Annotated in this window: 18 protein-coding genes; 6 read left to right on the plus strand and 12 right to left on the minus strand. The window is 35.5% G+C overall.

The window, feature by feature from the left end; genetic code table 11:
* Positions 1-295: 295 nt before the first annotated feature.
* Positions 296-730 (minus strand): Hsp20/alpha crystallin family protein, encoded by a 435-nt coding sequence (locus ACY0M5_RS17725; RefSeq protein ID WP_124991012.1) that lies wholly within the window; start codon positions 728-730, stop codon positions 296-298.
* 269 nt (positions 731-999) lie between these two features.
* Here ACY0M5_RS17725 and trmD point away from each other — a divergent pair, with 269 nt between their 5' ends.
* Entirely contained in the window at positions 1000-1677 is a 678-nt protein-coding gene (gene trmD / locus ACY0M5_RS17730) for a tRNA (guanosine(37)-N1)-methyltransferase TrmD (protein WP_101308950.1), read from the plus strand.
* Between the two features lie 42 nt (positions 1678-1719).
* On the opposite strand, the gene rbr is transcribed toward trmD, so the two are convergent.
* A complete protein-coding gene (rbr, locus tag ACY0M5_RS17735; protein ID WP_124991013.1) occupies positions 1720-2298 on the minus strand; it encodes a rubrerythrin in 579 nt (192 codons plus the stop codon).
* Positions 2299-2834: 536 nt separating this feature from the next.
* Here rbr and ACY0M5_RS17740 point away from each other — a divergent pair.
* Complete coding sequence (locus ACY0M5_RS17740) at positions 2835-3587, plus strand: TorF family putative porin (protein WP_124991014.1); 753 nt, start codon at positions 2835-2837, stop codon at positions 3585-3587.
* Positions 3588-3802: 215 nt separating this feature from the next.
* On the opposite strand, the gene ACY0M5_RS17745 is transcribed toward ACY0M5_RS17740, so the two are convergent.
* Positions 3803-4438 (minus strand): 7-carboxy-7-deazaguanine synthase QueE, encoded by a 636-nt coding sequence (locus ACY0M5_RS17745; RefSeq protein ID WP_461630089.1) that lies wholly within the window; start codon positions 4436-4438, stop codon positions 3803-3805.
* Between the two features lie 240 nt (positions 4439-4678).
* On the opposite strand from ACY0M5_RS17745, the gene ACY0M5_RS17750 reads away from it, so the two are divergent.
* The gene (locus ACY0M5_RS17750; protein ID WP_461630090.1) at positions 4679-6124 is read left to right on the plus strand and encodes a bifunctional metallophosphatase/5'-nucleotidase; all 1446 of its coding nucleotides are present in this window, start codon (positions 4679-4681) and stop codon (positions 6122-6124) included.
* 53 nt (positions 6125-6177) lie between these two features.
* On the opposite strand, the gene ACY0M5_RS17755 is transcribed toward ACY0M5_RS17750, so the two are convergent.
* Positions 6178-7089 carry a hypothetical protein gene (locus ACY0M5_RS17755; protein ID WP_461630091.1) on the minus strand — a complete coding sequence of 304 codons (912 nt, stop codon included), beginning with the start codon at positions 7087-7089 and terminating at the stop codon, positions 6178-6180.
* Positions 7090-7363: 274 nt separating this feature from the next.
* Here ACY0M5_RS17755 and ACY0M5_RS17760 point away from each other — a divergent pair, with 274 nt between their 5' ends.
* Positions 7364-10150, plus strand: a complete 2787-nt coding sequence (locus ACY0M5_RS17760) for a TonB-dependent receptor (RefSeq protein ID WP_461630092.1) — start codon at positions 7364-7366, stop codon at positions 10148-10150.
* An 18-nt stretch (positions 10151-10168) separates the two neighbouring features.
* Positions 10169-11299 (plus strand): phytase, encoded by a 1131-nt coding sequence (locus tag ACY0M5_RS17765; RefSeq protein WP_461630093.1) that lies wholly within the window; start codon positions 10169-10171, stop codon positions 11297-11299.
* Between the two features lie 44 nt (positions 11300-11343).
* Here ACY0M5_RS17765 and ACY0M5_RS17770 read toward each other — a convergent pair whose 3' ends face one another.
* The 5 genes from ACY0M5_RS17770 to ACY0M5_RS17790 form a co-directional block, all read right to left on the minus strand.
* Positions 11344-14724, minus strand: coding sequence for a PAS domain S-box protein (locus tag ACY0M5_RS17770; protein ID WP_461630094.1), 3381 nt, complete (start codon positions 14722-14724; stop codon positions 11344-11346).
* A 108-nt stretch (positions 14725-14832) separates the two neighbouring features.
* Positions 14833-15294: an Lrp/AsnC family transcriptional regulator gene (locus tag ACY0M5_RS17775; RefSeq protein ID WP_124991020.1), complete on the minus strand. Its 462-nt coding sequence runs from the start codon at positions 15292-15294 to the stop codon at positions 14833-14835.
* A gap of 375 nt (positions 15295-15669) precedes the next feature.
* Positions 15670-18489, minus strand: coding sequence for an alpha/beta hydrolase family protein (locus ACY0M5_RS17780; protein ID WP_461630095.1), 2820 nt, complete (start codon positions 18487-18489; stop codon positions 15670-15672).
* Between the two features lie 34 nt (positions 18490-18523).
* A complete protein-coding gene (gene cysQ, locus ACY0M5_RS17785; protein WP_461630096.1) occupies positions 18524-19339 on the minus strand; it encodes a 3'(2'),5'-bisphosphate nucleotidase CysQ in 816 nt (271 codons plus the stop codon).
* 44 nt (positions 19340-19383) lie between these two features.
* Positions 19384-21165 carry an SLC13 family permease gene (locus ACY0M5_RS17790; protein WP_156194702.1) on the minus strand — a complete coding sequence of 594 codons (1782 nt, stop codon included), beginning with the start codon at positions 21163-21165 and terminating at the stop codon, positions 19384-19386.
* A 186-nt stretch (positions 21166-21351) separates the two neighbouring features.
* Here ACY0M5_RS17790 and ACY0M5_RS17795 point away from each other — a divergent pair, with 186 nt between their 5' ends.
* Complete coding sequence (locus ACY0M5_RS17795; RefSeq protein ID WP_461630097.1) at positions 21352-21921, plus strand: DUF2284 domain-containing protein; 570 nt, start codon at positions 21352-21354, stop codon at positions 21919-21921.
* A 218-nt stretch (positions 21922-22139) separates the two neighbouring features.
* On the opposite strand, the gene ACY0M5_RS17800 is transcribed toward ACY0M5_RS17795, so the two are convergent.
* From ACY0M5_RS17800 to ACY0M5_RS17810, 3 genes are all read right to left on the minus strand, one after another.
* Positions 22140-22697, minus strand: coding sequence for an HDIG domain-containing metalloprotein (locus ACY0M5_RS17800; RefSeq protein ID WP_461630098.1), 558 nt, complete (start codon positions 22695-22697; stop codon positions 22140-22142).
* Complete coding sequence (locus ACY0M5_RS17805) at positions 22675-23916, minus strand: isocitrate/isopropylmalate dehydrogenase family protein (RefSeq protein WP_461630099.1); 1242 nt, start codon at positions 23914-23916, stop codon at positions 22675-22677. Before ACY0M5_RS17805 ends, ACY0M5_RS17800 begins: the two co-directional genes overlap by 23 nt.
* Positions 23917-24221: 305 nt before the next feature.
* Entirely contained in the window at positions 24222-25004 is a 783-nt protein-coding gene (locus ACY0M5_RS17810) for a toxin-antitoxin system YwqK family antitoxin (protein WP_461630100.1), read from the minus strand.
* Positions 25005-25013 lie beyond the last annotated feature (9 nt).

The following is a 25013-nucleotide window of genomic DNA, read 5'->3' on the forward strand; positions in this document are numbered from 1 at the left end:
TCAATAATTTAAGTGCCTTGTTAACAATACAATTTTCAAAGGAATTTTAGGTCCATTCCTTACGAATTTAACTAATTAAGTGTTAATCCTCAAAGATTTTCAACATTTTTCTTTTCCTCATAAAAACTAAGAGGCTCATGCACTACACGAACCTCTTAACTAAAACTAACAAATTGATAAATCTAACATTTTTGTTTTATTTGTAAAATAAACAATTCATGCAACAGATTACGGCTTCCTACTTAGCATTTTCACACCTGACAAAAGCCGAAACAACTATCTGATTTCTTTAAAATTACTGAATTGTAATCTCTTTAACTTTAAGCTCTTCCTCCTTAAATTTTGGAAGACTAACAAACAGAATTCCATCCCGAACTTCTGCAGAAATACTTTCCTGATCTATTCCTTTCGAAAGCTTGAAGGCTCGCTCCAACTTAGTTGCACCAAATTCCTTTCTTAAGTATGTTCTATCTGCAACGTCCTCTTTCTCTCCGGTAATTTTTAAAAAACCATCTTCAACTTTTATAGCCACATCTTTTTTTGAAAAGCCCGGGATAAGCATTTCAATCACAAATTTTTCCTTTTCATCTACAACATTTGTACGTGGATTCAAAGAAGCAACTCTTTGTGCTGAATTTTGCAAACTACCATTTGTTTCTCTAAACAATTGATCCATTATTTGATTTGTAAAAAAATCGTTTGTTCCTTTTGAGTATCTTAAAATTGTCATAACGTTTACCTTTTATAAGTTAATACTATCTTCTTGGGGCTCCGGAATCCAAAAATAATTTTCATTTTCATCCTGTTATTTCCAAAGTTTATACCAACCGGTATTTTTACTGATTAATGACAGAAAAACCCCTGAAACTTACGACAACCTGTCTGCTTATTCGTAAAGCACAATGACATATTGTCCTGTTTTTAGAATTACATGGATCGTCTTTCAATTTCTCTTGCAAGCCAAGCTTGGGTTGCATACTTTTACACAAAATTTAAAAAATGAGAATCGATATACTTACCGTTGTTCCAGAGCTGCTGGAAAGCCCCCTTAATCACTCCATAATTCAGAGAGCAAAGGATAATGGCATTGCCGAAATCCATATCCACAACATTCGCGACTACTCTGAAGACAAGCACAAAAAGGTTGATGATTACGCATTTAGCGGTGGAGCGGGAATGGTTATGAGACTAGAGCCAATCGTTAAAGCAATTGAGTTTTTAACTGCTCAGAGAACCTATGACGAAATCATTTTTACCACACCCGATGGTGATCTTTACGATCAAAAAACGGCAAATACCTTATCGATAAAAGAAAACATCATGATCCTTTGCGGGCATTATAAAGGAATTGACCAGCGAATTCGTGATCATTTTATCACTAAAGAAATTTCGATTGGTGATTTTGTTTTAACCGGAGGAGAATTAGCCGCCGCCATTATTGCAGACAGCGTAATCCGGCTTATACCTGGTGCTATGGGCGATGAAACTTCTGCTCTCACAGATTCATTCCAGGACAATCTGCTTTCTCCACCTCTCTACACTCGGCCTGCAGAATTCAGAGGATGGAAGGTACCGGATATATTGATATCGGGAGACCATAAAAAAATTGAAAAATGGCAAGAAGAACAAGCCTACGAAAGGACGAGGCGATTGCGCCCAGACCTGTTAAAAGAATAAAAAAAAAGAGACTCAATTGAGTCTCTTTTCATATATAATATACTAGTAATTTTCTCCTTTAATCTCAAAGTACGCCTGAGGATGCTCGCATGCCGGACAATTCTTTGGTGCTTTTTTACCTTCATGAACATATCCACACTTTCGACAATACCACTTTTCATTTTCTTCTTTTTCGAAAACAGAATTCTCTTCCAAATTAGCCAATAGTTTCAAATATCTCTCTTCATGCACCTGCTCAACCTTGGCAATCAATTTAAAAGCAGAAGCTACTTTCTTGAAACCTTCCTCTTCTGCAATACGAGCAAATTCTGGATACAACTCTGTATATTCTTCATTTTCCCCATTTGCAGCAGCCTTTAGATTTTCAGCTGTAGTTCCCACTTTTCCTGCAGGATAAGAAGCTGTAATCTCTACATCTCCTCCTTCTAAAAAGCTAAAGAATCGTTTTGCATGCTGCATTTCCTGCTCTGCTGTTTCCAAAAACAAAGCAGCAATCTGCTCATACCCTTCCTTCTTAGCTTGCTTTGCAAAATAAGTATATCTGCTTCTTGCCTGAGATTCTCCAGCAAAAGCTTTCAATAAGTTCTTTTCAGTTTGAGTTCCTTTAATCGATTTTTCCATTGTTTCTATTTATTGAATATAGTTTCACTATACGAATATCTTGATTTTTAACAAGACACAATAAAGATTCCTGCTAAAACATCATAATTTATAATCAATAAAAAATAAGGCTCTCCTAAACTTCAATTTTAGTCCTGCACCAAAACAAACCCAAAATAAAAGTTCCACAAGCACAAACTTAATTAACCCATTCCCCTGAACATCATCAACAGCTAATCAATTTTAATCCTAAAAACACCCCACAATTGATTAAAATACTTTTTTTCAACAGCACCCCCTCATTTAAAACCTTTGCATTGAAAAAATTGCATTTTTTTCAACAAACACCCCCTTTTAAAATAGTAATTGTAATTTTTTTTCATACTTTTGAAATCGAAACCCCATCATAATAGGGTTAGGATAGAAATTAGTTGATTCAAGCCAACACCACCCCCTTCAAAAGAGGGGGTGGGTTAGCAAAATTCATAAAACAATTAGAAACCACATTTTATTCATATTAACTATTTACCACATTTATTAATCTAAAATCTACTACTATGTTGAAAGCAAGAAAATTTTTCGCATTACTTATAGGTACTCTTGTAGTAACAGGAAGCCTGTTTGCACAGGAAGGATCAGGAAACGGAGAAATTTCGTTTGGAGCGGATTTAATGAACAGATATGTTTGGAGAGGAACTCAATTTTCAACAGGCCCCGTAATCCAGCCTTCTGTTGAATACAGCAACGGCGGGTTTGCTCTTGGTGCCTGGGGATCTTACGCACAGAATGGTGCTGACGGAGCCGAAGCCGATCTTTATGCATCCTACACTTTTGCAGACGATCTATTCACTGCTACTGTTACTGACTATTTTTTCCCAACCGATGGAATTGCTGTTAACAACAGTTATTTTGATTACAAAAAAGCATCTACCGGACATATCATGGAAGCTACTTTAGCTTTTAACGGGAGTGACGGATTTCCAATTAGCATATTAGCTGCCATGAATTTCTGGGGTGCTGACCAAGATACAAATGGTGATCAGCAAAACTCACTTTATATTGAATTGGGCTATGGCTTTAAATATAAAGAAGTAGCTATTGATTTATTTGCAGGTTTTACTCCAATAGATGCCGACGAATCGAAAGGTGAGTCAGGTTTTTACGGAGATACTGCAGGTTTTGTAAACATGGGATTCACTGCATCAAAAGAAATTGCAATTACCGATAAATTCTCTTTACCAGTATCAGCTTCTGTTATCGCTAACCCAATGGCAGAAAATCTATTCCTTGTATTTGGAGTTTCGTTCTAACCACATAACCACACTAACCCAAAGTGAAGCTTCTTTGGAAGCTGGTAAAAAGGCAGTCAGATTTTCTGACTGCCTTTTTCTATTTTATTGTCCTATGCTAATAGTAGTCAAGAAAAGATAATTCAATTAACTTTTCGAATTGTATTTCTTTATCAAAACTAAAAAAGCTGAATCAATTGTTGATTCAGCTTTTTCAATATCCTCTATATTGCCCGTTACGGTATTCTCATAAACTTATGCGACTGCAAGGAAATGTTCCATTTTGGATTGTTCTTTACATATTCTACAATTGGTTTTACATTGTGAACATACTGACTCCACTCCGACTGCAAATACAACAAACAATCATCTCCTACATTTTTTGATAACTCCTCAGCCCATTCAAAATCTTTTTCCAAATCGAAAATGATAACTTTCAGCTCATTTGCTTTTTCATAAGAAGATGGTACAGGCAATTTATTTCGCTTTGGCGACAAACAAATCCAATCCCACTCTCCACTTATCTCATATGCTCCGGAAGTTTCCAGGAAATTTTCAATATTGTGCTTTTTTAATTCAGTACACAGCGGCTCCAAGTTGTACAGCGAAGGCTCTCCTCCTGTAACAACAACTGCTTTAGCAGGCGATTCAACAGCTTTTCGAACGACTTCTTCAACAGAAATAAGGCGATGTTCTGCCGGATTCCATGAAATCTTACTGTCGCACCACCGGCAACCGATATCACATCCTCCAATGCGAATAAAATAAGCTGGCTTTCCGGTGTGATATCCTTCACCTTGTATGGTATAGAAATCCTCAACCAGAGGTAAATCTGTTCCTTTATCGAATATTTCTTTGTACTTGTCTTTCAAATCGTTCTTCTTAACCAATGATAAAATCCTAATTTTTGGTTGTTCAGTAAACTGGGCTACAAAATTACACGCTTTTTAAGGATTTCAAAATCAAATAGGAATATTATTTAAACTGATTCTCGTTTAGAAAAAATGCTTTTAAATATATTCTTTAAAGACTAAATCATTATGATTAGTTTAAATTTTTCTTTAATCTTACAAAAAATAACACACAATTATACTTACAGATCAAATCACACAATGAAAAACATTAAATTCTTATTTCTCTACCTGCTTATTCTCGCTTTTGCATCTTGTTCCAAAGACAGTAATTCGCCAGATAATCCTACTGACTTTACGCCAAAGGAATTGACCGTTTTTTGTATAAATGATGCGCACGGTCAATTGGATAATTTCTCAAAAATTAAACAAATCGTTGACAAAGAGAGAGAATCAACCAATGTGATCGTAGTTTCCGGTGGTGATCTGTTTTCAGGAAATCCCACTGTTGACAATCATCCTGAAAAAGGATATCCAATGATTGATGTGATGAATAAAATTGGGTTTGATGTTGCCGTTTTGGGGAATCACGAGTTTGATTACGGGCCCGAAATTCTAAAAGACAGAATGGAACAGTCCAATTTTTACTGGGTTTGTGCAAATGTAGACAAGGGAACTACAGATATTCCTGAGCCATTTGAATACAAAACCATTACCAAGGAAAATATCAAAATAACTTTTCTGGGTTTAATTGAAACCAATGGAAAAAAAGATGCAACAATCCCATCAACTCATCCATGGAGAGTTAAACAATTTCATTTCGACCGGCCTGAAGACATTGTTTCTCTTTATTCAAACGTTAAAAATGAGGAGGAGTCAGATATATATATTGCTCTTAGTCACTTAGGATACAATGGCAATGACCAAATATTAGGAGATGTTCAGCTAGCCAACAACTTTCCCTATTTTGATTTAATTATTGGAGGACATAGTCACGATAAAATTAACACTAAAGTAAATGGGATACCTATTTATCAGGCTGGCAGCAATCTAAATTATCTTGAAAAGATATCAGTTACCATTGTCAACAAAAAAATAGAATCAATTACCGATGAACTTATTAATTTAAACACATATCAGGAATATGATTCTGAATTAAAAACAACAATTGATGGATACAACAATCAAGACTATTTAACAGAAGTAATCGGGGTTTCAAAAAGAGATCATAATACTAGTATGGTTGGCTGTTTTTATACAGATGCATTACGAATTCAAATGGGTGTTGATGTTTGTTTTCAGAATACTGGCGGAATTCGGTCAAACTTAAACGAAGGCGATATCACCAAAAGAGAAATTTACGAAATTACTCCTTTTAGCAACGGAACAGTTATTTATGAAATGACAGTTCTTGACATTAAAAAATTCCTGGCAGGAAGCGGATCAGGATTTTACTATTCAGGAATTCAGATTCAACAGGCTGATCAAGAAATTGAAATAAGAAATATGCAAGGGCAAAGATTATCTGATGACACAATACTAAAACTTGGACTAAACGATTACGTTCCGGCAGTATATGACAAATACTTCCCTGAATCTGGTCAAGTTCAAAACATGACAGATGCAGAAACTGTGATTTCTTATCTGCAAAATATTAACAATCAGGTGGACTATCCTGTTTGCGACCGTTACTTTAGAATGGAATAATTGTTTTACAAACAATAAAATATAAAATGATCAAGGTAATAACTTTGGTCATTTTAGTTTTTCATCCACTGCTCGTACTCCACTTTATAAATTGATTGGGGTAATTTAGTTTGCTCTGTAGAGATATACAAAGAGTCGTTTTCACCAAAAACAATACCTTCGGTTTGTGCTCCACCAAGAGGACTTAGATCTATGCGTAAACTTTTCCCTCCAAAAAAGTTAGTGCCTTCAAATTCATAAAATAAGATTATATAACTTAAATAATCTTTATAGCCTACCAACGCCAACAACTTTCCATCTGAACTGACATCAGCACCAGTAACCAACATATTTACATTAAATTCAGCCTTTACCTTTAATTTCTGAGCTTCAATATTTTTAGATGCCGAATACAATCTGGTTTTGTAATTGGCCCAGTTTTTTGTGAAAAAGAAAAGAGAATCACCATATGATAAAAAAGCTTCGCAGTCGAAATCATGTTTTTGTAAGTGTCTGGTAAAATCCTCTTGATCAGCCCATTCAATTCCAATCACATCAGCTTCGGCTTTTGACAATTCAGAAGTTCCCAGATCTTCTTTTTTTAGTCTTAATACACGCAAATCTTTACGATTACCAAAGTTATTACCAAAATCCCCAATATAAATGTAGTTCTGATCTGCAGCTAAGTCTTCCCAATCAATGTTTTTAGCATTAGTGATTTCAAACTCTTTTTTAATTACTCCATCCCTATTGTAGGCATATAACACTGGTTCACAATCACTATCATTGTTTATCCAAAACAAATTATTGTACCACATCAAGCCCGACTGCTCATTTACCTTAACCGACAGAGAATCAGAAACCAAAACGGGCTGATAAACAATTGAAGCATTAGAAACTTTCAATTGTTCATTAATTGATTTGTTGGAACGACACGCCCCTAAAAATAGAAATGAAAATAAACTGGAATAAAATAAATATTTCACGATATAATTAATATTAGAACATAACAAATCTGTTCAAAATAAATGAATTCTCAAAATTAGAATTAACACCAACAATTCTCCCGCTCCTATCGAGCAGTTAAAAACCTCCAAATTGATAACATTCTCTTAATGAATGTATTTTTCATTTTACAATAAGTTTACAAAATAATTATACTAAGCTAATCCTTACCCGTAAATCAAAACCTAGTTTTGAGTGTTTAAAAATCTATGGAAAAATATCTAATAAGCTCATCAATAAATTAAAATCTTTAAAATGAAAACATTATTTATTACTTTAAATCTCTTTGTTGTATTCTTATTTTCGGTCACAAGCACTATTGCCGAAAACAATGCAATTAACGTAAAAAGAACAGCAACAATAACCGGTCGTGTTATCGATTCTGAAGACTACCCATTACCAGGGGCAACATTAGTATTAAAAGAGACAAACCAAGGTGTTGCATCAGACAATAACGGAGTTTATCGCATCAACAATATCATCCCGGGAGAATACACTCTTAAGATTTCGTACATTGGTTATGAAAGTGTTGAGAAAAAAATAGTATTTGAAGAATCAACTACCCTAACCGAAAACTTTAGTCTTTCGGAAGGTGTAGCATTGCAGGAAGTTGTGATTCAAGGACTCCTAAAAGAACAATCACGTGCTTTGAATCAGCAAAAAAGCAACGTAAACATTACCAATATAGTTTCTTCGGATCAGGTTGGGCAGTTTCCTGATAATAATATAGGGGATGCCCTAAAAAGAATACCAGGTATTAACGTGGAGTACGATCAAGGAGAAGCCCGGTTTGGTCACATTCGCGGTACTGCTTCAGAATACAATTCAGTTACCATTAATGGCGAACGTATCCCTTCTGCCGAAGCTGGAATTCGATCGGTACAGCTTGACCTTGTTCCTTCGGATATGATTCAAACTGTTGAGGTAAACAAAGTGATAACTCCGGATATGGAAGCTGATGCAATCGGTGGTTCTGTAAACCTTATCACCCGCTCGAATCCTTTTAAACAACAAATTTCTGCACGTGTTGGAACCGGATACAATTTTTTAAGTGATGATCCTCAATTAATTCTTTCAGCTCTATATGGCAACCGTTTTAAAACAGGAACACAATCAAATCTTGGTATGGTATTCTCTGCCTCATACCAGGACAATCAATTGGGATCGGACAATATTGAAACTGAGTGGGAAAAGGATGACAAGGGAGCCATTTACGCATCCGATTTTCAGATTAGAACCTATTACGTTCAGCGGATTCGCCAAAGTTATTCTTCTTCTTTTGATTACAATTTTAACCCAAATCATAAAATCGAATTCAAAGCCATTTATAATCACAGAAAAGACTGGGAGAACCGTTTTCGTTTACAGTACAAAGACATTGAGCAAAAAGAAGATGGAAGTTGGATTAGCGAAGTTCGTCGCCAAACCAAAGGGGGAACCAACAAGAACCGCAGACTGGAAGATCAGCAGACAATGAACTTTGCTTTAAATGGAGAACACCACTTTGGAGCTATCGAAATTGATTGGAAAGGTAGTTATTCCAAGGCTTCTGAAGATCGCCCCAATGAACGTTACGTTACTTTACGAGCTAAAAAAGTTGCGATTACACCTAATTTATCTCTTACAAAAAAACCAGCATTTTCAGTAAACGATCCTCAATCAGCAGATTTAAGCAGCGAATTTGGTTTAAAAGAACTTACAGAACAATTTCAATACACAGAGGATATTGATAAAAATTTAAAAGTTGATATCAAATTTCCAATCCTCAGCGGAAAAAACAAGAACTCTCTTCAAACTGGTTTCAGATTAAAAAGCAAAGAGAAAAACAGAGACAACAGCTTTAATGATATTGAGCCAAATGATGAAAACGGCTTTATAAGTAATGCCTTAAATAATCAATATGATGCCAGTAAAAGTGATTTTATGGCCGGAGATTATGCTGCCGGACACTTTGTATCCAAACAATTTCTTGGAGGATTAAATTTCGATAATCAGTATAACAAAACCCGAAATGTTGAAGAAGAAGCCGGTAACTTTGAAGCAAAAGAAGATGTTTACGCCGGATATGTTCGTTTGGATCAGGATTTTGGAAAAAAACTTAAAATGATTTTTGGTCTTCGTGCAGAACAAACAAAATTAAAATATTCCGGTAGAATTTTGGATATCCCTGCTGACGGCGATCCAACGATTAGCACTACTGCAAAAGAAAAGAACGACTATACCAACATTCTTCCCAGTGTAATTGCAAAATTGTCGCTATCCGAGAATACTAAACTAAAACTAGCCTGGACAAACTCTATTTCACGCCCGAAATACTACGATTTGGTTCCGCACAGCAAAATTAAACAGGAAGATAATGAAATTGAAATAGGGAATCCTAAACTGGATCCAACCAACTCAATGAACTTTGATGTAATGGCTGAGCATTACTACTCAAATGTTGGATTACTTTCCGGCGGTTTCTTTTACAAATCGTTAAGTGATATTTCGAACACCATTGAACACAGAGATTTCAGCTACAGTGGGAAGACCTGGGACAAATTTTACCAACCTATTAATGTTGGTGATGCTGACCTTTATGGTTTTGAGTTTGCTTTTCAAAGACAATTGGATTTTCTACCTGGTTTCTTAAGTGATATGGGATTTTATGCCAACTATACCTACACTCATTCAAAAATGAAAAACGTGAACATTTCGGGTAGAGAAAATGAAGATTTATCGATAGTAGGAACACCAGAAAACAACGTTAATTTATCTTTATTTTACGAAGGTAAAAAACTAAATGTACGTGTATCATTGCAATATGCTGATGATTTTATTGATGAGTGGGGAGAATCTGCATTTTACGACAGCTACTATGATAAAGTAACACATATGGATGTAAGCGCTGGCTACAACATCAATTCCAATTTCAGCATTTTCGCATCGGTAAACAACATCTTAAACGAACCTTTACGCTACTACCAAGGAGACAAGAGTCACACCAAGCAAGCTGAATACTACGGCGCTAAAGCGAATATTGGTTTAAAAATGAATTTCTAAGCAAAAACAAATTTTATTATGCATAAAAGACCAAATACAATAATTCTACTAGGAATAACTGCATCGCTCCTAATTGCCTGTTCATGCGATCGCTCAAGCGAAGGTTCGAGAAAAGCTTCTTTACTGATTGAAAAAGTTACTGAAGCAGACGGCGAAACGGATGCACTGAAAAATAGATTGGCAACTGAAGATGCTGCTGATGATCCTGCAATATGGGTAAACCCTGACTCTCCGGAACAAAGCAGAATTATAGGTACAGATAAAAAAGGCGGTTTAGCTGTATATGATTTAGATGGCAATGAACTATTTTACTATGCAGATGGTAATATGAATAATGTTGACATCCGTCAAAATATTAAAACTGGGCAGGGTTTAATTGACATTGCAGCCTGTTCAAACCGAAGCTCAAACACTCTGGATTTCTACAGCATCGAAAAAGACGGCAGTTTACATCAATTTGAAAATGCCATTCCTGTTGAAATGAAAGATGAAGTTTATGGTTTTTGCCTGTCTAAAAATCAGGATCAACTTTACGCCTTTGTGAACAGCACTTTTGGAAATATTGAACAATGGGAAATCGTGCCGGAAGGCAAAAAGATTTCCGCGAAATTGGTTCGACGACTAAAACTTGCCAGTAAAACAGAAGGAATGGTTTCCGACGACGAGGCTGGTATACTTTTTATAGGAGAGGAAGCCAAAGGAATTTGGAAAATATCAATAGATCCAAACAGTACAAAAGGATTTGAGCTTCTTTCCCAGAGTACGGTAGATAAAAATGAAAACATTTATGAAGATATCGAAGGTTTGTGCATTTACAAACAATCGAATGGATCCGGATACTTAATTGCCTCCAGTCAGGGAAACTATTCTTATGCTGTATTTGAAAGAAAAGCACCTCACAACTATTTAGGAAGTTTTAGAATTGGTGACGGGGTGATTGATGGTGCAGAAGAAACAGACGGTGTTGAGGCCATTAATCTAAATCTCGGAGAAAAATTCCCGGCAGGGATGTTTGTTGTTCAGGATGGGTTTAATAAAAAGGATGAAAAATCAATTGCCCAGAACTTTAAAATGGTACGATGGGAAAAAATAGCAAATCTTTTCGAGCCAAAACTAAATATTGACACTCAATGCATTGCAGCTAAATAGCGGACTGTATAATCTAAAAAGAGCAGGCTTTAAAAGTCTGCTCTTTATTTTTTCTTCTCCGACATCATCCCAGGCTGAAGAAACTCATACAAAAGCTTATATAGGACATCTTTATCGATTGGTTTTGATATGTATCCTTTAAAACCTTTCTTGATCATCTTCTCTCTATCTTCTTTCAAAGCATATGCAGTTTGAGCAATTATCGGAATATTTGGGTTCATCTTTAATATCCGCTTTGATGCCCTATACCCATCCATGACAGGCATTTTAACGTCCATCAATATTAAATCAACATCTGTTTTATCTTCTATAATTTTTACAGCCTCCATTCCATTTTTTGCCCAGATCACTTTGGCAGAAGTGGGTGTTAAAATTTCCTCTAACAGATGATAATTAATTTCAATATCTTCAACAATAAGAATCGTTTCATTTTTCAATAAAGGTGGTACAAGTCCGGTTTCGAAGCTTGTAATTTTTCCAATTTGTGAATGAACCGCATTTCTTAATCTAAAATAAAAAGTTGTTCCCTTATCCTTTTCTGAGGTAAGCCATAATTCTCCATCCAACAAGTTCGAAATTTCCTTGCAAATTGCCAATCCTAAACCTACACCTGACTGCATGCCCACAGCAGTTTCGTCAATCTGTCTGAATATATCAAAAATAATTTTTGTGTGCTCCGGTAAAATACCAATTCCAGTATCTGACACATAAAAGGTAATATCCGATCCTTCAATCTGATATCCATATGTAATTATTCCTGATTGTGTATACTTTATTGCGTTATTCAAAAGATTAGTTATCAATTGTATCAATTTCGTTTTATCCGAATACAAATACAGACTATCATCATCGGGAATACATTTTAACCGCGCTGTTAAATTAAACTTATTGCTCTTATTTATCTCTGATTTTACATATTGCTGTAATGTTAAGAACAACTCAGACAGAGAAAAATCCTCTTTTTTAACTTTAGCTTCTTTCGCCTGAAGAAGCGATACATCAAATATCGATTCGATTATTTTCAACAAATGTTGTCCACTTGATTTTATGATTTCATTGCGTTTTACTATTTTATCAATAGAAGACTTAGAGTTTACCAATCCACTAAATCCTATGATAGCATTTAAAGGGGTTCTTAATTCATGAGACATAGATGCCAAAAATGTAGATTTTAATTGGTCACTTTCCTCAGCCTTTTCTTTTGCAAATATGAGTTTCTGCTCAAATTTTTTCCGGCTGATTACACCAGCCAGCACATCAGCGAAGGTATAGAGTAAATTGATGTCTTCCGAATCCCATTCTTTATCATGAAAAACGGAATCGAAGCCCACAAAACCTAATAAGGACTCATGGGATAATATTGGAAGAACTAACAGTGATTTAAGATCGGAATGAAAATTCCCAATCTTTTTCTGAATCGATTTTAATGAAAGTTTAGATAGAGGAAGATAAAGGTGTTCCCGTTGATTAAACTTCTCAATCCACCAATCGAAATTTTCAACAGCCAAATTCTGAGAAATATCTTTCTTGGAAACAACACCATCCCGACACCACTCATTAGTATTACTCAATGTAATTCTATTTTCCTCAAACAAAAACACATAACTTCTATCTGTATTCGTAAATTCACCTATGTTCTTTAATGCACGGTCAATTAACTGATCTACATCACTTAAAGATGAACCAATAAAATCGGCAGAAATATCAATCAGCAATTTTTCTATTTCCGTTTTATGTTTTAACCGGGCCTCTGATATCTTCCGATAACCAACATCCCGAACAATAGATTGAACGAATCTGATCCCATCTAAATCAATTAAATTAGAATTAATCACAACTGGAATAATTTCACCCGATTTGGTTAGATGATTCGTTTCAAAAGAGACTTTTCCTTTTTTTCCCAAAGTCTCTCTTATGGTATTCATCCCCTTGTCCAACTTTTCGCCTTTTACGCTTAAATTTTCAGGAGTAAGCTGATAAAACTCCTCCCGGGAATAACCATAACGCTTAATAGCGGCGTCATTAACCTCAACAAATTTTTGAAATTTAGATTCATGCCATGGATGAACAAAAACAGCATCGTTTAAAGAATTAAAGAGTATTCTAAACTTGTTTTCACTTTGTATTAAATTCTGCTCAGCAATCTTTCTATCGGTAATATCAGCAATATAGCCTTCAATAAATAAAGGTTTATTATTTTTATCCTTTATAGCAATTCCCTGCTCAAACACCCATTTAAGTATCCCGCCTTTACTAATGATTCTATACTCAATTGTAAATCTTTTATTTTTTGAGCTTGCTTCATTTACAACTTGTGCAACAAAATCCCGATCTTCAGGATGTATTATATCATTGTAGGCAACATGTGAATTATAATTAAGTTCTTCGGGCGCATAACCAGTTAAGTTTAAGCCTCCCTGACTAACGTATAACATGGTCCAGAACTCATCTGCCAAACATCTATAAACCATACCCGTAAGATTACCCATTAAAGTAGATAACCTTCTGGTGGCCTCGATGGATTTACGCTGCATTTTTTTTTGCTCTGTAATATTCCTTACAATTGCGGTAATTTCTCTATCTCCACTGCTGCTGATTCTGAACTCAAAATAACAAACGCCTCTTTCTTCAATTCTAAGCCGATAATCAAAAACCTGTACCTTTCCGGTATCTAAAGCAGCCTCCAAAGAATGCATAAACTCATTAGTCAAATTCTCCTCAAATACTTTTCGGATATCCAAACCAACAATTGATTCTTCATTTCGGAATAAACCTTTCTCCTCACCATGGAGATCTATCACCTTTCCATCCCTTGATATTCTTAAAATTAAATCAGGAATTGTTTCCAGCAAGGCTTTTGCTTTTGCCTCGCTTTCTTTCAAACGTTTCTCTGCAGCTAACCTTTCGGTGATGTCTTCAAATATGGTAAAGACTTCTTCACTGAATCCAGTCTCCTTATTCATTAAAGGTGTTGCAGTAATACTAATCCAGATGTACGCCTGCTTTTGAGGATTATATACACCAAGTATTGAATTAGTCACCTCTTTACCCGTCATCAAGGCAATTTTTGCAGGATGTGTTTCCGCGGTCATTAAAGAACCATCTGCAAGGATGTTCTTAATTCTTGGTTCAAAACTTTCAATATTGAGTAAAAATTCCTTTTCAACACCTAAAATTCTTGATGCAGAAGGGTTGGTATAAATTATTTTCCCTTCCTTATCTCGAATTATTATTCCTTGATTTGTAGTATTATAAAGAAGGTCAGCCCTATTAACAGCATCTGTTTTTTTAAGGCTTTTAGAGTAATGATCTCTTTCCTTTTTCAATTTACCAACCTGCTTTTCCAACTCAGCAATTCTTTCCTTATATTCGGAAAGTATTCTTTCGAATGCATCATGGGACATATGTTGATTGTTATCAGTCATAAATTAAGATATTACCTAATAAAACCGAATTAGCTTATCACAAGTTACTAAAACAACGTCAGGAATTTATTAGAAATAAGTATAAATTCTTTAGCCCAACAGTACCTATTATATATAATACTCAGATGTTTGTTTGATTTCCTTAATCAAAAATATACTATTCAGTACTCCTATGTTTTTAATTTTAGAAAGTTTATAACGTAAAAATTCATGATATTCCTCCAGACTTCCGACATGAATTTTAAGAATAAAATCGACCTGACCAACCGCATGATAACATTCCTGAACTTCTTGTAAATCCTGAATTTGTTCTTCGAATTCATCAATAAAAGCCTCATTATGATATCGCATGGAAACCTGACACATTACTGTAACTGCCTTTCCTATTCTCATTTTATCAAGAATAGCCACATATTTTTTAATGAAGCCTTGATTCTCCAACCTCCTAATTCTCTCGTAAACAGGTGATACCGTAATATTTAGCATCGCCGCAATTTCCTTGGCTGTCTTCTTTGAATCATTCTGAAGTATTCTCAGAATTGTTTTATCCGTTTGATCTAAATTCTCCATATCAGAAAAAATTACTTCTTTTACAACGTTTGCACAATCACCTTTAGTAAAAAAAAGGTCTAAAAATCATATTCTCAATAATTATTACTTAATTATTTAAGAAATATATGAAATAATATGGAAACATCTTTACTTTGCTAGCAAATAGTACGAATGCAAACATCAGATTTTTTTTGTAAATAGTTGATCTTAAAAATATAGGTTAACAGCCGAAGTAAAACAACAACAAACACACAACAACACACCTACAAACACTAATTCGAACGCCTCTTTTCCATCCGGAATCGAGGCGTTTTTCCATGTTTCAATTGATAGAAATATCAGAATACAAAAAATGCGTCCTTTTCAGAACGCATTATAACTATTTTAATAAATCTATTTCTTTAAATCGTAACCATCTATAATTCCTTTTTCAATAGCCGGAATCCCATCAACCATCCATTCAGGAGCTGGTTTTCCTTTTAAGTAGAAATCAAAAAACTGCATGGTTCTGATGGATAAATCCACTCTGTTTGGTCGCTTTTTTAGATTATGATCTTCATCGTTATAGGATAACAACCAACAAGGTTTTTGCAAACGGCGCATTGCTACAAACAATTCTATTCCCTGATACCAAGGCACTGCACCATCATGATCATTGTGCATCATTAGTAAGGGAGTTTCAATTTTTGGTGCATAAAATATCGGCGAGTTCTCAATGTATTGCAATGTGCTGTTCCAAAGAGTTCCTCCAATACGACTTTGTGTGTGCTCGTACTGAAACATTCTGCTCATACCTGTTCCCCAACGAATTCCACCATAAGCCGATGTCATATTTGATACGGGAGCCCCGGCCATTGCACATTTGAATAAATTTGTTCTTGTTACCAAATAAGCAATTTGATATCCGCCCCAGCTTTGCCCTTGTAAGCCAATGTTTTCCTTGTCGATAAAAGAATAACGATCCATCATGCTCAGAGTTCCCGTTACAACAGCACTATATGCACATTCGCCAGGATAGCCGACTTTATGATAGGTAATATCAGGCATGAAAATCAGGTAATCATTACTTACACAATAGCTAGGGTTGATAATTGACCAATTGGGTTTCGGTACATGATGACGATGCAATGCATCGGAACTTCTCTCGTAAAAATAAACCAACATTGGATATTTTTTATTTGGATCGAAATTTTCAGGCTTGTACAATAAACCTTGCAATTCTTCGCCATCACCCGAAGTCCATTTCACCAATTCAACATCTCCCCACAGGTAATTTTTCTGCTGTGGATTCGCATCCGATACTTGTTTTGGATTTGTAAACCTCATGTTACCAGTCCACAAATTTGGATAATCTTTAAAAGTAGATCGTTTCCATATCAATTGGTTTGCTTTTTTCGCTTTCAGAGGACTATTGAAACCTGCATCCTCAAAAACCAATTCTTCGGGTTCTTCATCTTGCTGTAAGCGGTAAAAACCCGATTTTTTTGTGAACTCATGAAATGCACTCAAAAGAACCGGCTTTTTCAAATCAATAAATAGTTCCTCTTCATTCAATTTCACGTAATCAAAGCGAATCTTATTTCTACGACCAAAGCTATTGGTAATATTTTCAGAACTTTTCACTCCTGTCGGATCCAACTTCCAAAAATCATATCGATCACTAATAATTACCTCCTCATCTCCTTTTGTCCATCCCACTACTCCATACGGACTGGGATCACTCGGAGTATCATGAGTTTCATCGTAAAAATTAGCTTTTATCTTCTTTGTTAATGCCACCGTTTTGCGATTCTCAATTTGATACGAATACCAAATACTATCCTGAGTCTCGAACCAGATCAAGAACTTCTGAGCAGGGGAAATATTCACGCGTGAATTTTTCTTTTCCAGCACCATGTCTTTCTTTCCCGTTTTTGTGTCTATTACATAGTAATCGGAATACCAATCATCCCACGAAGTTAATTGCTGATACGGCAATGATGAAGATCCAAGTGCCAATTTTGAATTTCCATCATCATACAATTTCACATCAGGTAAATTTTCATTTCCCAATTGCAAAACTTTATTTTCCAATGGATTATATACAGCTAACCAAGTTCTTTTCTTCTCTTTTTCGGCTTGTACTTTCTGTTGAGGCTGCAGCAAAGGATCTTTCCAGTTCCATACATCAACATGATATTTTTCCTCGTCAAGCAGAGTGTCTTTTGGTTCATTAATCGGTCTGGGAGCTACTCCAAAAAACAATTTCTCTCCATTTTTCGAGAAATATATTTCTCCATTCTCACTTACCGTCCAATCTTTCTGAATATCCTTACTTAAGGTATCCATCAAAACCTTTAGCTCATTAAGTTTTATATTTTGATAGTATAAAGCAAAAGTTTTATTCTTGAGAGTATCAGCAGAAAAAATAAAAGAAAGCTGATCACCATTAGGTGCTAAAGATGTTTTCTTTGCAATTCCTTCTTGTTCAAATACAGTTTTAACCTGCTCCTTATTAGCGGTAAACCAATTCACCTTCGAGGTTTGAATACTATCCCCTTCAACCTGAACAAAAGTAACAGCATTTCCATTTTCAGATAAGGCATAATCGGAAACATCTTTGTATCGATACTCTTTTCCAGACAGGAAATTTAAGATTACGAGCTCTCCTTTTTCAATTTTCTCTTTGTTCTTCGCGTCCTTTTCACCTTTAGTTTTGGTTTCAGGTTTTTCAATTGAATCGTTAGCCAAAGAATCCTTTTTTTCCTTAGGCATTTTCAATAAAAAGGCCATCCATTCACCCTTCTCTTCAGGTATTTTGAATGATTCCAATTCCGCAAAATGCAAAATGCTATTCTCCTTCAAATTCCATATCCCCAACGAATCTTTTGGCAAATCCTTCTTTTCAATCTTCTTCACCTTCGCTTGTCGAATGGTATCAAACTGAGCTTTAATATTGAAACTTAAAATTTCACTTTCCGGCGAAAATATCGCCTGATATCCTCTGGCTACAGAATCCAACTTCCCCGTACTTACCTGATACAGGTAAAGATATCCATCTCCTTTCTGAGGATTTACTTCATAAGTAATCCATTCTCCGTTAGCAGATATCTGTTGATTTTTAAGGTTTTTCCAATGATCATAGTCGGCATGACTTAATGGAATTTTATTTGTTTGTGCCATTAAGCTGCCAATAAACAGACAAAACAATATGGCAAGTATTGATTTTTTCATTCCTAAATTTGTTGTGTTTGTATGTATTGTTTGTTTAGTATTCTCTTTTACAGATGAACCAAGAATTTAAAAGGTCTTCCTTGTTGTATGAGATCTCATCATCGGAGTTTAAATGCAAAACCTTTCCTCCCGAAGCCGATACAATTGCATGTCCCGCAGCAATATCCCATTCCATTGTAGGAGCATACCGAGGGTAAACATCAGCCTCTCTTTCTGCAATCATACACAGTTTTAAAGAGCTTCCCTTTGATATTAACTCAACATTATCATGTTCCTCTTGCAGCTTCGAAATAAAATCTTTCGTTTCCTGATTCATGTGAGAACGAGATCCCACCACCCGAATAGACTTTCGATCCTGAGAAAGAGGCAGCGCTATGGAGTGCACGACTAATGAATCTAAATCACCAGACCAATCCACAATATCATCCATTCTAAATGCTCCCAATTCCTTATCGGAAAAATACAATTGCTTATAAACAGGTACATAAATAACACCCGCAATTGATGTTCCATTTTCAATTAAAGCAATGTTCACAGTAAATTCATCGTTCCTTTTTATGAATTCTTTCGTGCCATCGAGCGGATCAACGATCCAACAATATTCCCAGTTTTTTCTAATTTCGAAACCCAAATGCTCTCCCTCCTCACTTAAAACAGGTAAACCCAGTTCATCCAATATCGACACAATAGCTTGATGCGCCCTTTGATCAGCAATTGTTAACGGACTATTGTCCGATTTAATTTGAATCTCAAAATCTTTGGAATTATAAACTTCCAATATCTCTTTTCCAGCTTTTAACGATGCAGTTATCGCCGCAAAAAGAAGTTCTTTTCTTTTACTAAAATTCATAGGTTTTTATGCTTAACAATCCCTAAGGATTGTGGAATTATCAATTAATAAAAATAGATGTATGACAGTATCAATACAGTAACCAGCATATAAATAATGGTCAGAGGAAATCCTATTTTGAAGAAATCTTTAAAGGTATATCCTCCTGGTCCGTATACCATTAAGTTGGTTTGATAACCAATTGGAGTCATGAAATTTGCGGCTGCAGCAAATGCTACAACCAATACAAAAGGTTCCGGATTTAAATGAAGACTTAAAGCTATTGTAAGCGATATAGGAAATACAATAGCAACAGCAGCCTTATTGGTTATATAGGCAGCAAGTACCGATGTAATTAAATAAATTCCAAATAAAACTCCGACTCTTCCTAACGGAATAAAGACTGAAATTAACAGGTCCGCAATGATCTCCGCCAATCCGGATTTTATCATGGCTGTGCCAAATGCCAAGGCAAGAGAAATAATTAAAGCCAGATTAAAATCAACTCTCGATGCAATATCTTTAGGATTAGAAATTTTTAAAGCCAGAATAACAATAATCATCACAATTAAAGTCATGAACAAAGGCACAATTTTTAGTGCTGACAAGACAACAGCCAACACAGTTCCTCCAAGCAGCAACCATATTTTATAAGCTTCCTGCTTTCTGAATTCTTTTACTTTCGATATAAAATAGAAATCCTGAACTAAATGAGAACGATCAACAAAATCGTCTCCTCCTAAAAGCAATAATACATCACCGGCACGAAGTTTTACTTCTCCGATTTTACCACTTACCCGACCTCCATTTCGATGAATACCAATAACTGCAGCATCAAAATGACCTCTAAAATTAGCCTCTTTAACTGTTTTGGATATCAAAGTTGAGTTATGAGAAATTACAATTTCAACCACCTCTATATGCTTTTTATGAGTCAGCATCCCAACCGTAGGAAGCGTTAATCCTGAATTGGGAAGCACCAAGTCAGCAATTGTTTCTGTATCTCCTGCAAATAATAAACGATCGCCTTCTTCCAGTCTGTATTCATGCGAAACTGCCGCAATTCTTACATCACCCCGGTTGATCTGAAAAAGGTAAAGACCTTTCAAATTTCTTAAATCAGCCTCTTCAATTGATTTTCCAATTAAACCGGAATTGGATTTGACATGCGCTTCAACAATATACTTTCGTGAATTTTCAGAAAATTCGCCCAACACATCCTCTTTCTCCGGCAACCATTTCTTACTTACCAATAAAAGGTAAATCGACCCAATAAGCATCATTGGAATTCCGACATATGCAAAACTAAACATATCAAGAGAACCCAATGCAGGTATAATTTTCTGATCGATAACCATACCATTGACAATCAAGTTTGTGGATGTACCAATTAGAGTTATACATCCTCCTAATATAGCTGCGTATGATAATGGAATTAATAATTTCGATGGAGAAATATTATTGCGCTTGCTCCAATTATGCACATATGGCATCATAACGGCAACAAGAGGTGTATTATTTAAAAAAGCTGAAAAAGCTCCCACCAGAAATATCATGCGTGCCATGAATTGCCGATAAGTAGTGGCTTTTTGAAATACCTTATCAAATAGGGTTTCAACAATACCCAAATCCCTGATAATGTCTCCAATCAACAAGAGCATTAAAATGACAAAAACCTGATCATTAGCAAATCCACCAAGTATCTCTGAAGGAGTAAGAATCCCAAAAATCCCAAGAACAACAACTCCAATCAGGAAAGTAAAAGCAGGCCCAACCCATTCTTTATAGAATGATATTAGAATAAAAACCAACACGATTAATACAACGATCGCATCAAATGAGAGCATAAATAAGGTTTTTGGATTGAGTTTAAGGTACGAAGATACAAAAATACTGTAAGCTGAAAGCTCATTTTTCAATCCTTTGCACACCTGAATTATTAAACTGTTCAATTTTTTGTTCATAAACCTTCAAGCCACCCAACTAAAAGTTATCAAAACCATTAAATTTGTAAGGCTTAAAACAAATCAAACATGAATAATTACCAAACAGGCACCTTTGAGAAACGATTTCACAACAACACAATCACAATTCATTACAAGCAACTTGACCTCAAAACAAGCGAAATTCTTTCCTATCTAAATCCGAAAGAATTTAATATTTATTGCAAAAACGGCTGTCCAAATCATTCTCAAAAATGGACTTGCCCACCAAACTGTCCAACTTTTGAAAATTATTCCAAAGATTATTCTATTGTATCTCTTTACTTATTTTACACCTCGCCTCATCAATTTGAAAAAAATGATGACAAAGCCCTGTACTCTTACAATTTCATTAAAGAAGAACTGCAAACCTATCTTCGCAAAATTGAGCCGGCGAATGGAAAAATGATTGCTGCAAATAGTTGTGAGCTTTGCTCTACCTGCGGGCTTGCTTTGGGAAAAGAATGTCATATCCCGGAAAAAATACGTTACAATTTGGTTGCCTTTGGTTTTAACGTAAGCAAAATAATGACCGATCTGTTTCAACACGAACTGCAATGGGCTTCGAAAGATCAAATACCTGATTTTGTAAGCAGTGTTGGAGCTATATTAAAAAAATAACTCCGGCAAATTAGTTGGCCGGAGTTTATTTGTATGATTTTATTTCTTAGACAATTATACCAAATTAACATCAAAACATGCCTTATAAAATGTTTCTTTTCAGCTATATTTTCGTTAAAAAAGATGCATCGTAACTTGGCTGTGCTTTACTTTTTTGCCTCGATACAGCTAAAAATTAATTCATTTTAATTAAAGTCTATTTTGAAATTAAATTGGCATTACACTTTTAATCTTTCTTTAAAAGGCAAAAAAGTCATGAAGTCGGCATGGTGAACAATGTAAGCTTCGGTGCTTCTTTTCACCATATTTCCTTCTCCTGCATGGGTTGCAATAATGTGGCAAACCTCGGGTGGAATACCACACTCCTCAGCCAATGAAACCCCTGAAAACGGATGACGGATGTATTTTCCATATGTGCCCTGAACTGCATTACCTTCCTCATCCAAAACATATTCCAACAACTTACCTACGTCGCAAAGTATGGCTCCGGAAAGTAAAACATCCATATCCACAGGCAACTCGTCTTTAAAAAAGGAATTCATTTTTTCGCCGCTTTCTTTTGCTATATGAACTACGCATTGCTTGTGATCCATAAAACTCACTTTAAGATCAGGTCCACATAAAAGCGTAAAAGGAATTCGTTGCAGATCTTCAGCGGACAGTACACTTCTTTCCAAAGCAATCTCCCATACTTTAGTCGTTTTTTCTCTTAGCACCTCATCTTCAATCCAATTGAGTTCGGGCCACAATTCCTTAACTATTTTTCTCATATTCATAATCAGGATTGTTGGAATATTTCGTTTTTAACTTTTCGATAATTACATCTGCCATTTGCTGAGTGGATGCAGCACCATTAGCAAGCACATCTGCACTGCCTGTCATCTTCATCATATCATAGGTTTGTACCTTTCCTTCTTCAATTACTTCAGCAACCGCTTTTCTAATTCTTGCAGCTGTTTCCTTTTCTTCCAAGTACTCCAACATCATACAAGCTGATTCTACCATAGCAATAGGATTTACTATGGAAACCGAGTAACCGGCATATTTGGGAGCAGAACCATGAGTTGGCTCGAATACAGCAATTCCTTCATCAGACATTTGTGCACTGCAGGCAAATCCCAAACCTCCAATAAGCCCGGCAAATCCATCAGACACAATATCTCCAAACATATTCCCCGCGACAATCACTCCGTAATTTTCAGGATTTTTGGTCAACCACATCATTTGAGCATCAATGTTTGTATTCCAAAGTTCAATTTCAGGGAATTTTTTCTTCTGAATTTCCTGTGCCAGCTTAAACATCATTCCTGAAGTCTCGCGAATAACATTTGGTTTTTCGCAAAGCGTAACCGATTTATATCCATTCTTTTTGGCATACTCGAAAGCTGCCATTAAAATTCTGGTGGTACCGGTTCTCGTGAAAATTCTTGTGGAAATGGATAAATCTTCCCTTGGCACACTGCCAAAATTCTTCACAAATTTAGGATGTGAAGTTAGTGCTGCATAAACAATATTATCGGGATTTGACCATTCTACCCCGCCGTACAAACCTTCTGTGTTCTGTCTGAAAATTACGACATCAACTATTGGTTCTTCAATGGCCCCTCCTTTGCCTCTGCGGATAAAATTTAACGGATTTCCTTTATAGGTTTTGCAGGGACGAATGCAGATATCGAGGTTGAAGTACTGACGCAAACCTACAATTGGACTTGAGTACACCAATCCTTTATTTTGCAAAGCCGGAGCCAATTCATTCGCTGCATCATCCTTTGGTTTGGACGTTATGGCACCAAACAATCCTATTTTATGCTTTTTGAGCAGTTCAACCGTCCGCTTAGGAAGAGGATTCCCTTCCTTACACCAAAATTCCCAGCCGATATCACCTTCTACGTAGTCTGCTTCAAATCCCGCAGAATTTAAGATCCTAATGGTTTCGTTAAGTACAACTTTGCCTATTCCATCACCGGGCATAGCAACAATAGTTCTCCTGGTCATAAGTTTCTGTTTTGTAAGTTTATACCAAATTAACATCAAAACATGCCTTATAAAATGTTTCTTTTCAGCTATATCTTCGTTAAAAAAGACGCATCGTAACATGGCTGTGCTTTACTTTTTTGCCTCGATACAGCTAAAAATTAATTCATTTTAATTAAAGTCTATTTTGAAATTAAATTGGTATTAGTGTGATATATCACCTTAAATATACCAAATTACAAACATTATCTTATGAGGAAAATCAGTGTTTATTTCAACAAAAAAAAGCCCCTAAAAGAGCTTTATATCAATAACAAAATTAATCTTTAGTTAGGATTTCGAATGGAAACAGGAACTGTAATACTTAAAAGCCGATCATTTTGATACGTGGTTTTTTCCACTGCCACAATAGAAATGTTCTTTTCAATATTAAAACCTTTAGAAATAGGAATTCTTAATTCGCCTACTCCTGCAGTGGTTTTCAATTCAACAAGACCTCGGGTACCAATTGGCAAAAATTTCCCATCGATTAATTTACCCTGATAAAATTGTACTTTATTCCGCCCATTGCTCAACCGGAATTTAAGAACATATTCCTCCTTTGTTTTTAAAAGATTAATTTTCTCCACTTTAATGTAAGGTTTCGACTTCTCCTTCCCTGTCTTGGCATACTCTTTTAAGCCCACACTAAGCATATCATTTTTGTATAAAAGTTCAGATTTCAATTTCCCGTTTTCCCAGAATTTCTTCTGAAATCCATTCTTTTTTCCTTTCTCGTAATTGGTTTCCCGATAAACTTTTCCATCCTTATAATACCATAAAACAGCGCCGTGTTTCATCCCATCTACATAGGGAATATCATACTGTTTTTCACCCGTTTTATAAAAGGTTTTACTGACACCAACTTTTTTATTGTCTTTGTACTCAACGAAGGATTTCAATTCCCCAGTCCCAAAATAATACTTTTTGATTCCATTTTTCACGTTTGACTTAACAGTGTCCTTTGTTTCAATCATCTTACTATCTGCTTGTTCTTTCGATTTCCCCGTCAGTAAATCACAGGAATTAAGTAGGAGTAAAATGCTTATCAGTAATACAATATTTTTCATCGATATTTT

It is taken from the genome of Labilibaculum euxinicum (assembly GCF_963678175.1).
GTDB classification, from domain to species: Bacteria; Bacteroidota; Bacteroidia; order Bacteroidales; family Marinifilaceae; genus Labilibaculum; species Labilibaculum euxinus.

What these genes read in the sequence shown, in the direction of transcription:
- ACY0M5_RS17725 (WP_124991012.1), bottom strand. Translation starts at nt 730, where the DNA reads ATGACAATTTTAAGATACTCAAAAGGAACAAACGATTTTTTTACAAAT.
- trmD (WP_101308950.1), top strand. Translation starts at nt 1,000, where the DNA reads ATGAGAATCGATATACTTACCGTTGTTCCAGAGCTGCTGGAAAGCCCC.
- rbr (WP_124991013.1), bottom strand. Translation starts at nt 2,298, where the DNA reads ATGGAAAAATCGATTAAAGGAACTCAAACTGAAAAGAACTTATTGAAA.
- ACY0M5_RS17740 (WP_124991014.1), top strand. Translation starts at nt 2,835, where the DNA reads ATGTTGAAAGCAAGAAAATTTTTCGCATTACTTATAGGTACTCTTGTA.
- ACY0M5_RS17750 (WP_461630090.1), top strand. Translation starts at nt 4,679, where the DNA reads ATGAAAAACATTAAATTCTTATTTCTCTACCTGCTTATTCTCGCTTTT.
- ACY0M5_RS17760 (WP_461630092.1), top strand. Translation starts at nt 7,364, where the DNA reads ATGAAAACATTATTTATTACTTTAAATCTCTTTGTTGTATTCTTATTT.
- ACY0M5_RS17765 (WP_461630093.1), top strand. Translation starts at nt 10,169, where the DNA reads ATGCATAAAAGACCAAATACAATAATTCTACTAGGAATAACTGCATCG.
- ACY0M5_RS17770 (WP_461630094.1), bottom strand. Translation starts at nt 14,724, where the DNA reads ATGACTGATAACAATCAACATATGTCCCATGATGCATTCGAAAGAATA.
- ACY0M5_RS17775 (WP_124991020.1), bottom strand. Translation starts at nt 15,294, where the DNA reads ATGGAGAATTTAGATCAAACGGATAAAACAATTCTGAGAATACTTCAG.
- ACY0M5_RS17780 (WP_461630095.1), bottom strand. Translation starts at nt 18,489, where the DNA reads ATGAAAAAATCAATACTTGCCATATTGTTTTGTCTGTTTATTGGCAGC.
- cysQ (WP_461630096.1), bottom strand. Translation starts at nt 19,339, where the DNA reads ATGAATTTTAGTAAAAGAAAAGAACTTCTTTTTGCGGCGATAACTGCA.
- ACY0M5_RS17790 (WP_156194702.1), bottom strand. Translation starts at nt 21,165, where the DNA reads ATGCTCTCATTTGATGCGATCGTTGTATTAATCGTGTTGGTTTTTATT.
- ACY0M5_RS17795 (WP_461630097.1), top strand. Translation starts at nt 21,352, where the DNA reads ATGAATAATTACCAAACAGGCACCTTTGAGAAACGATTTCACAACAAC.
- ACY0M5_RS17800 (WP_461630098.1), bottom strand. Translation starts at nt 22,697, where the DNA reads ATGAATATGAGAAAAATAGTTAAGGAATTGTGGCCCGAACTCAATTGG.
- ACY0M5_RS17805 (WP_461630099.1), bottom strand. Translation starts at nt 23,916, where the DNA reads ATGACCAGGAGAACTATTGTTGCTATGCCCGGTGATGGAATAGGCAAA.
- ACY0M5_RS17810 (WP_461630100.1), bottom strand. Translation starts at nt 25,004, where the DNA reads ATGAAAAATATTGTATTACTGATAAGCATTTTACTCCTACTTAATTCC.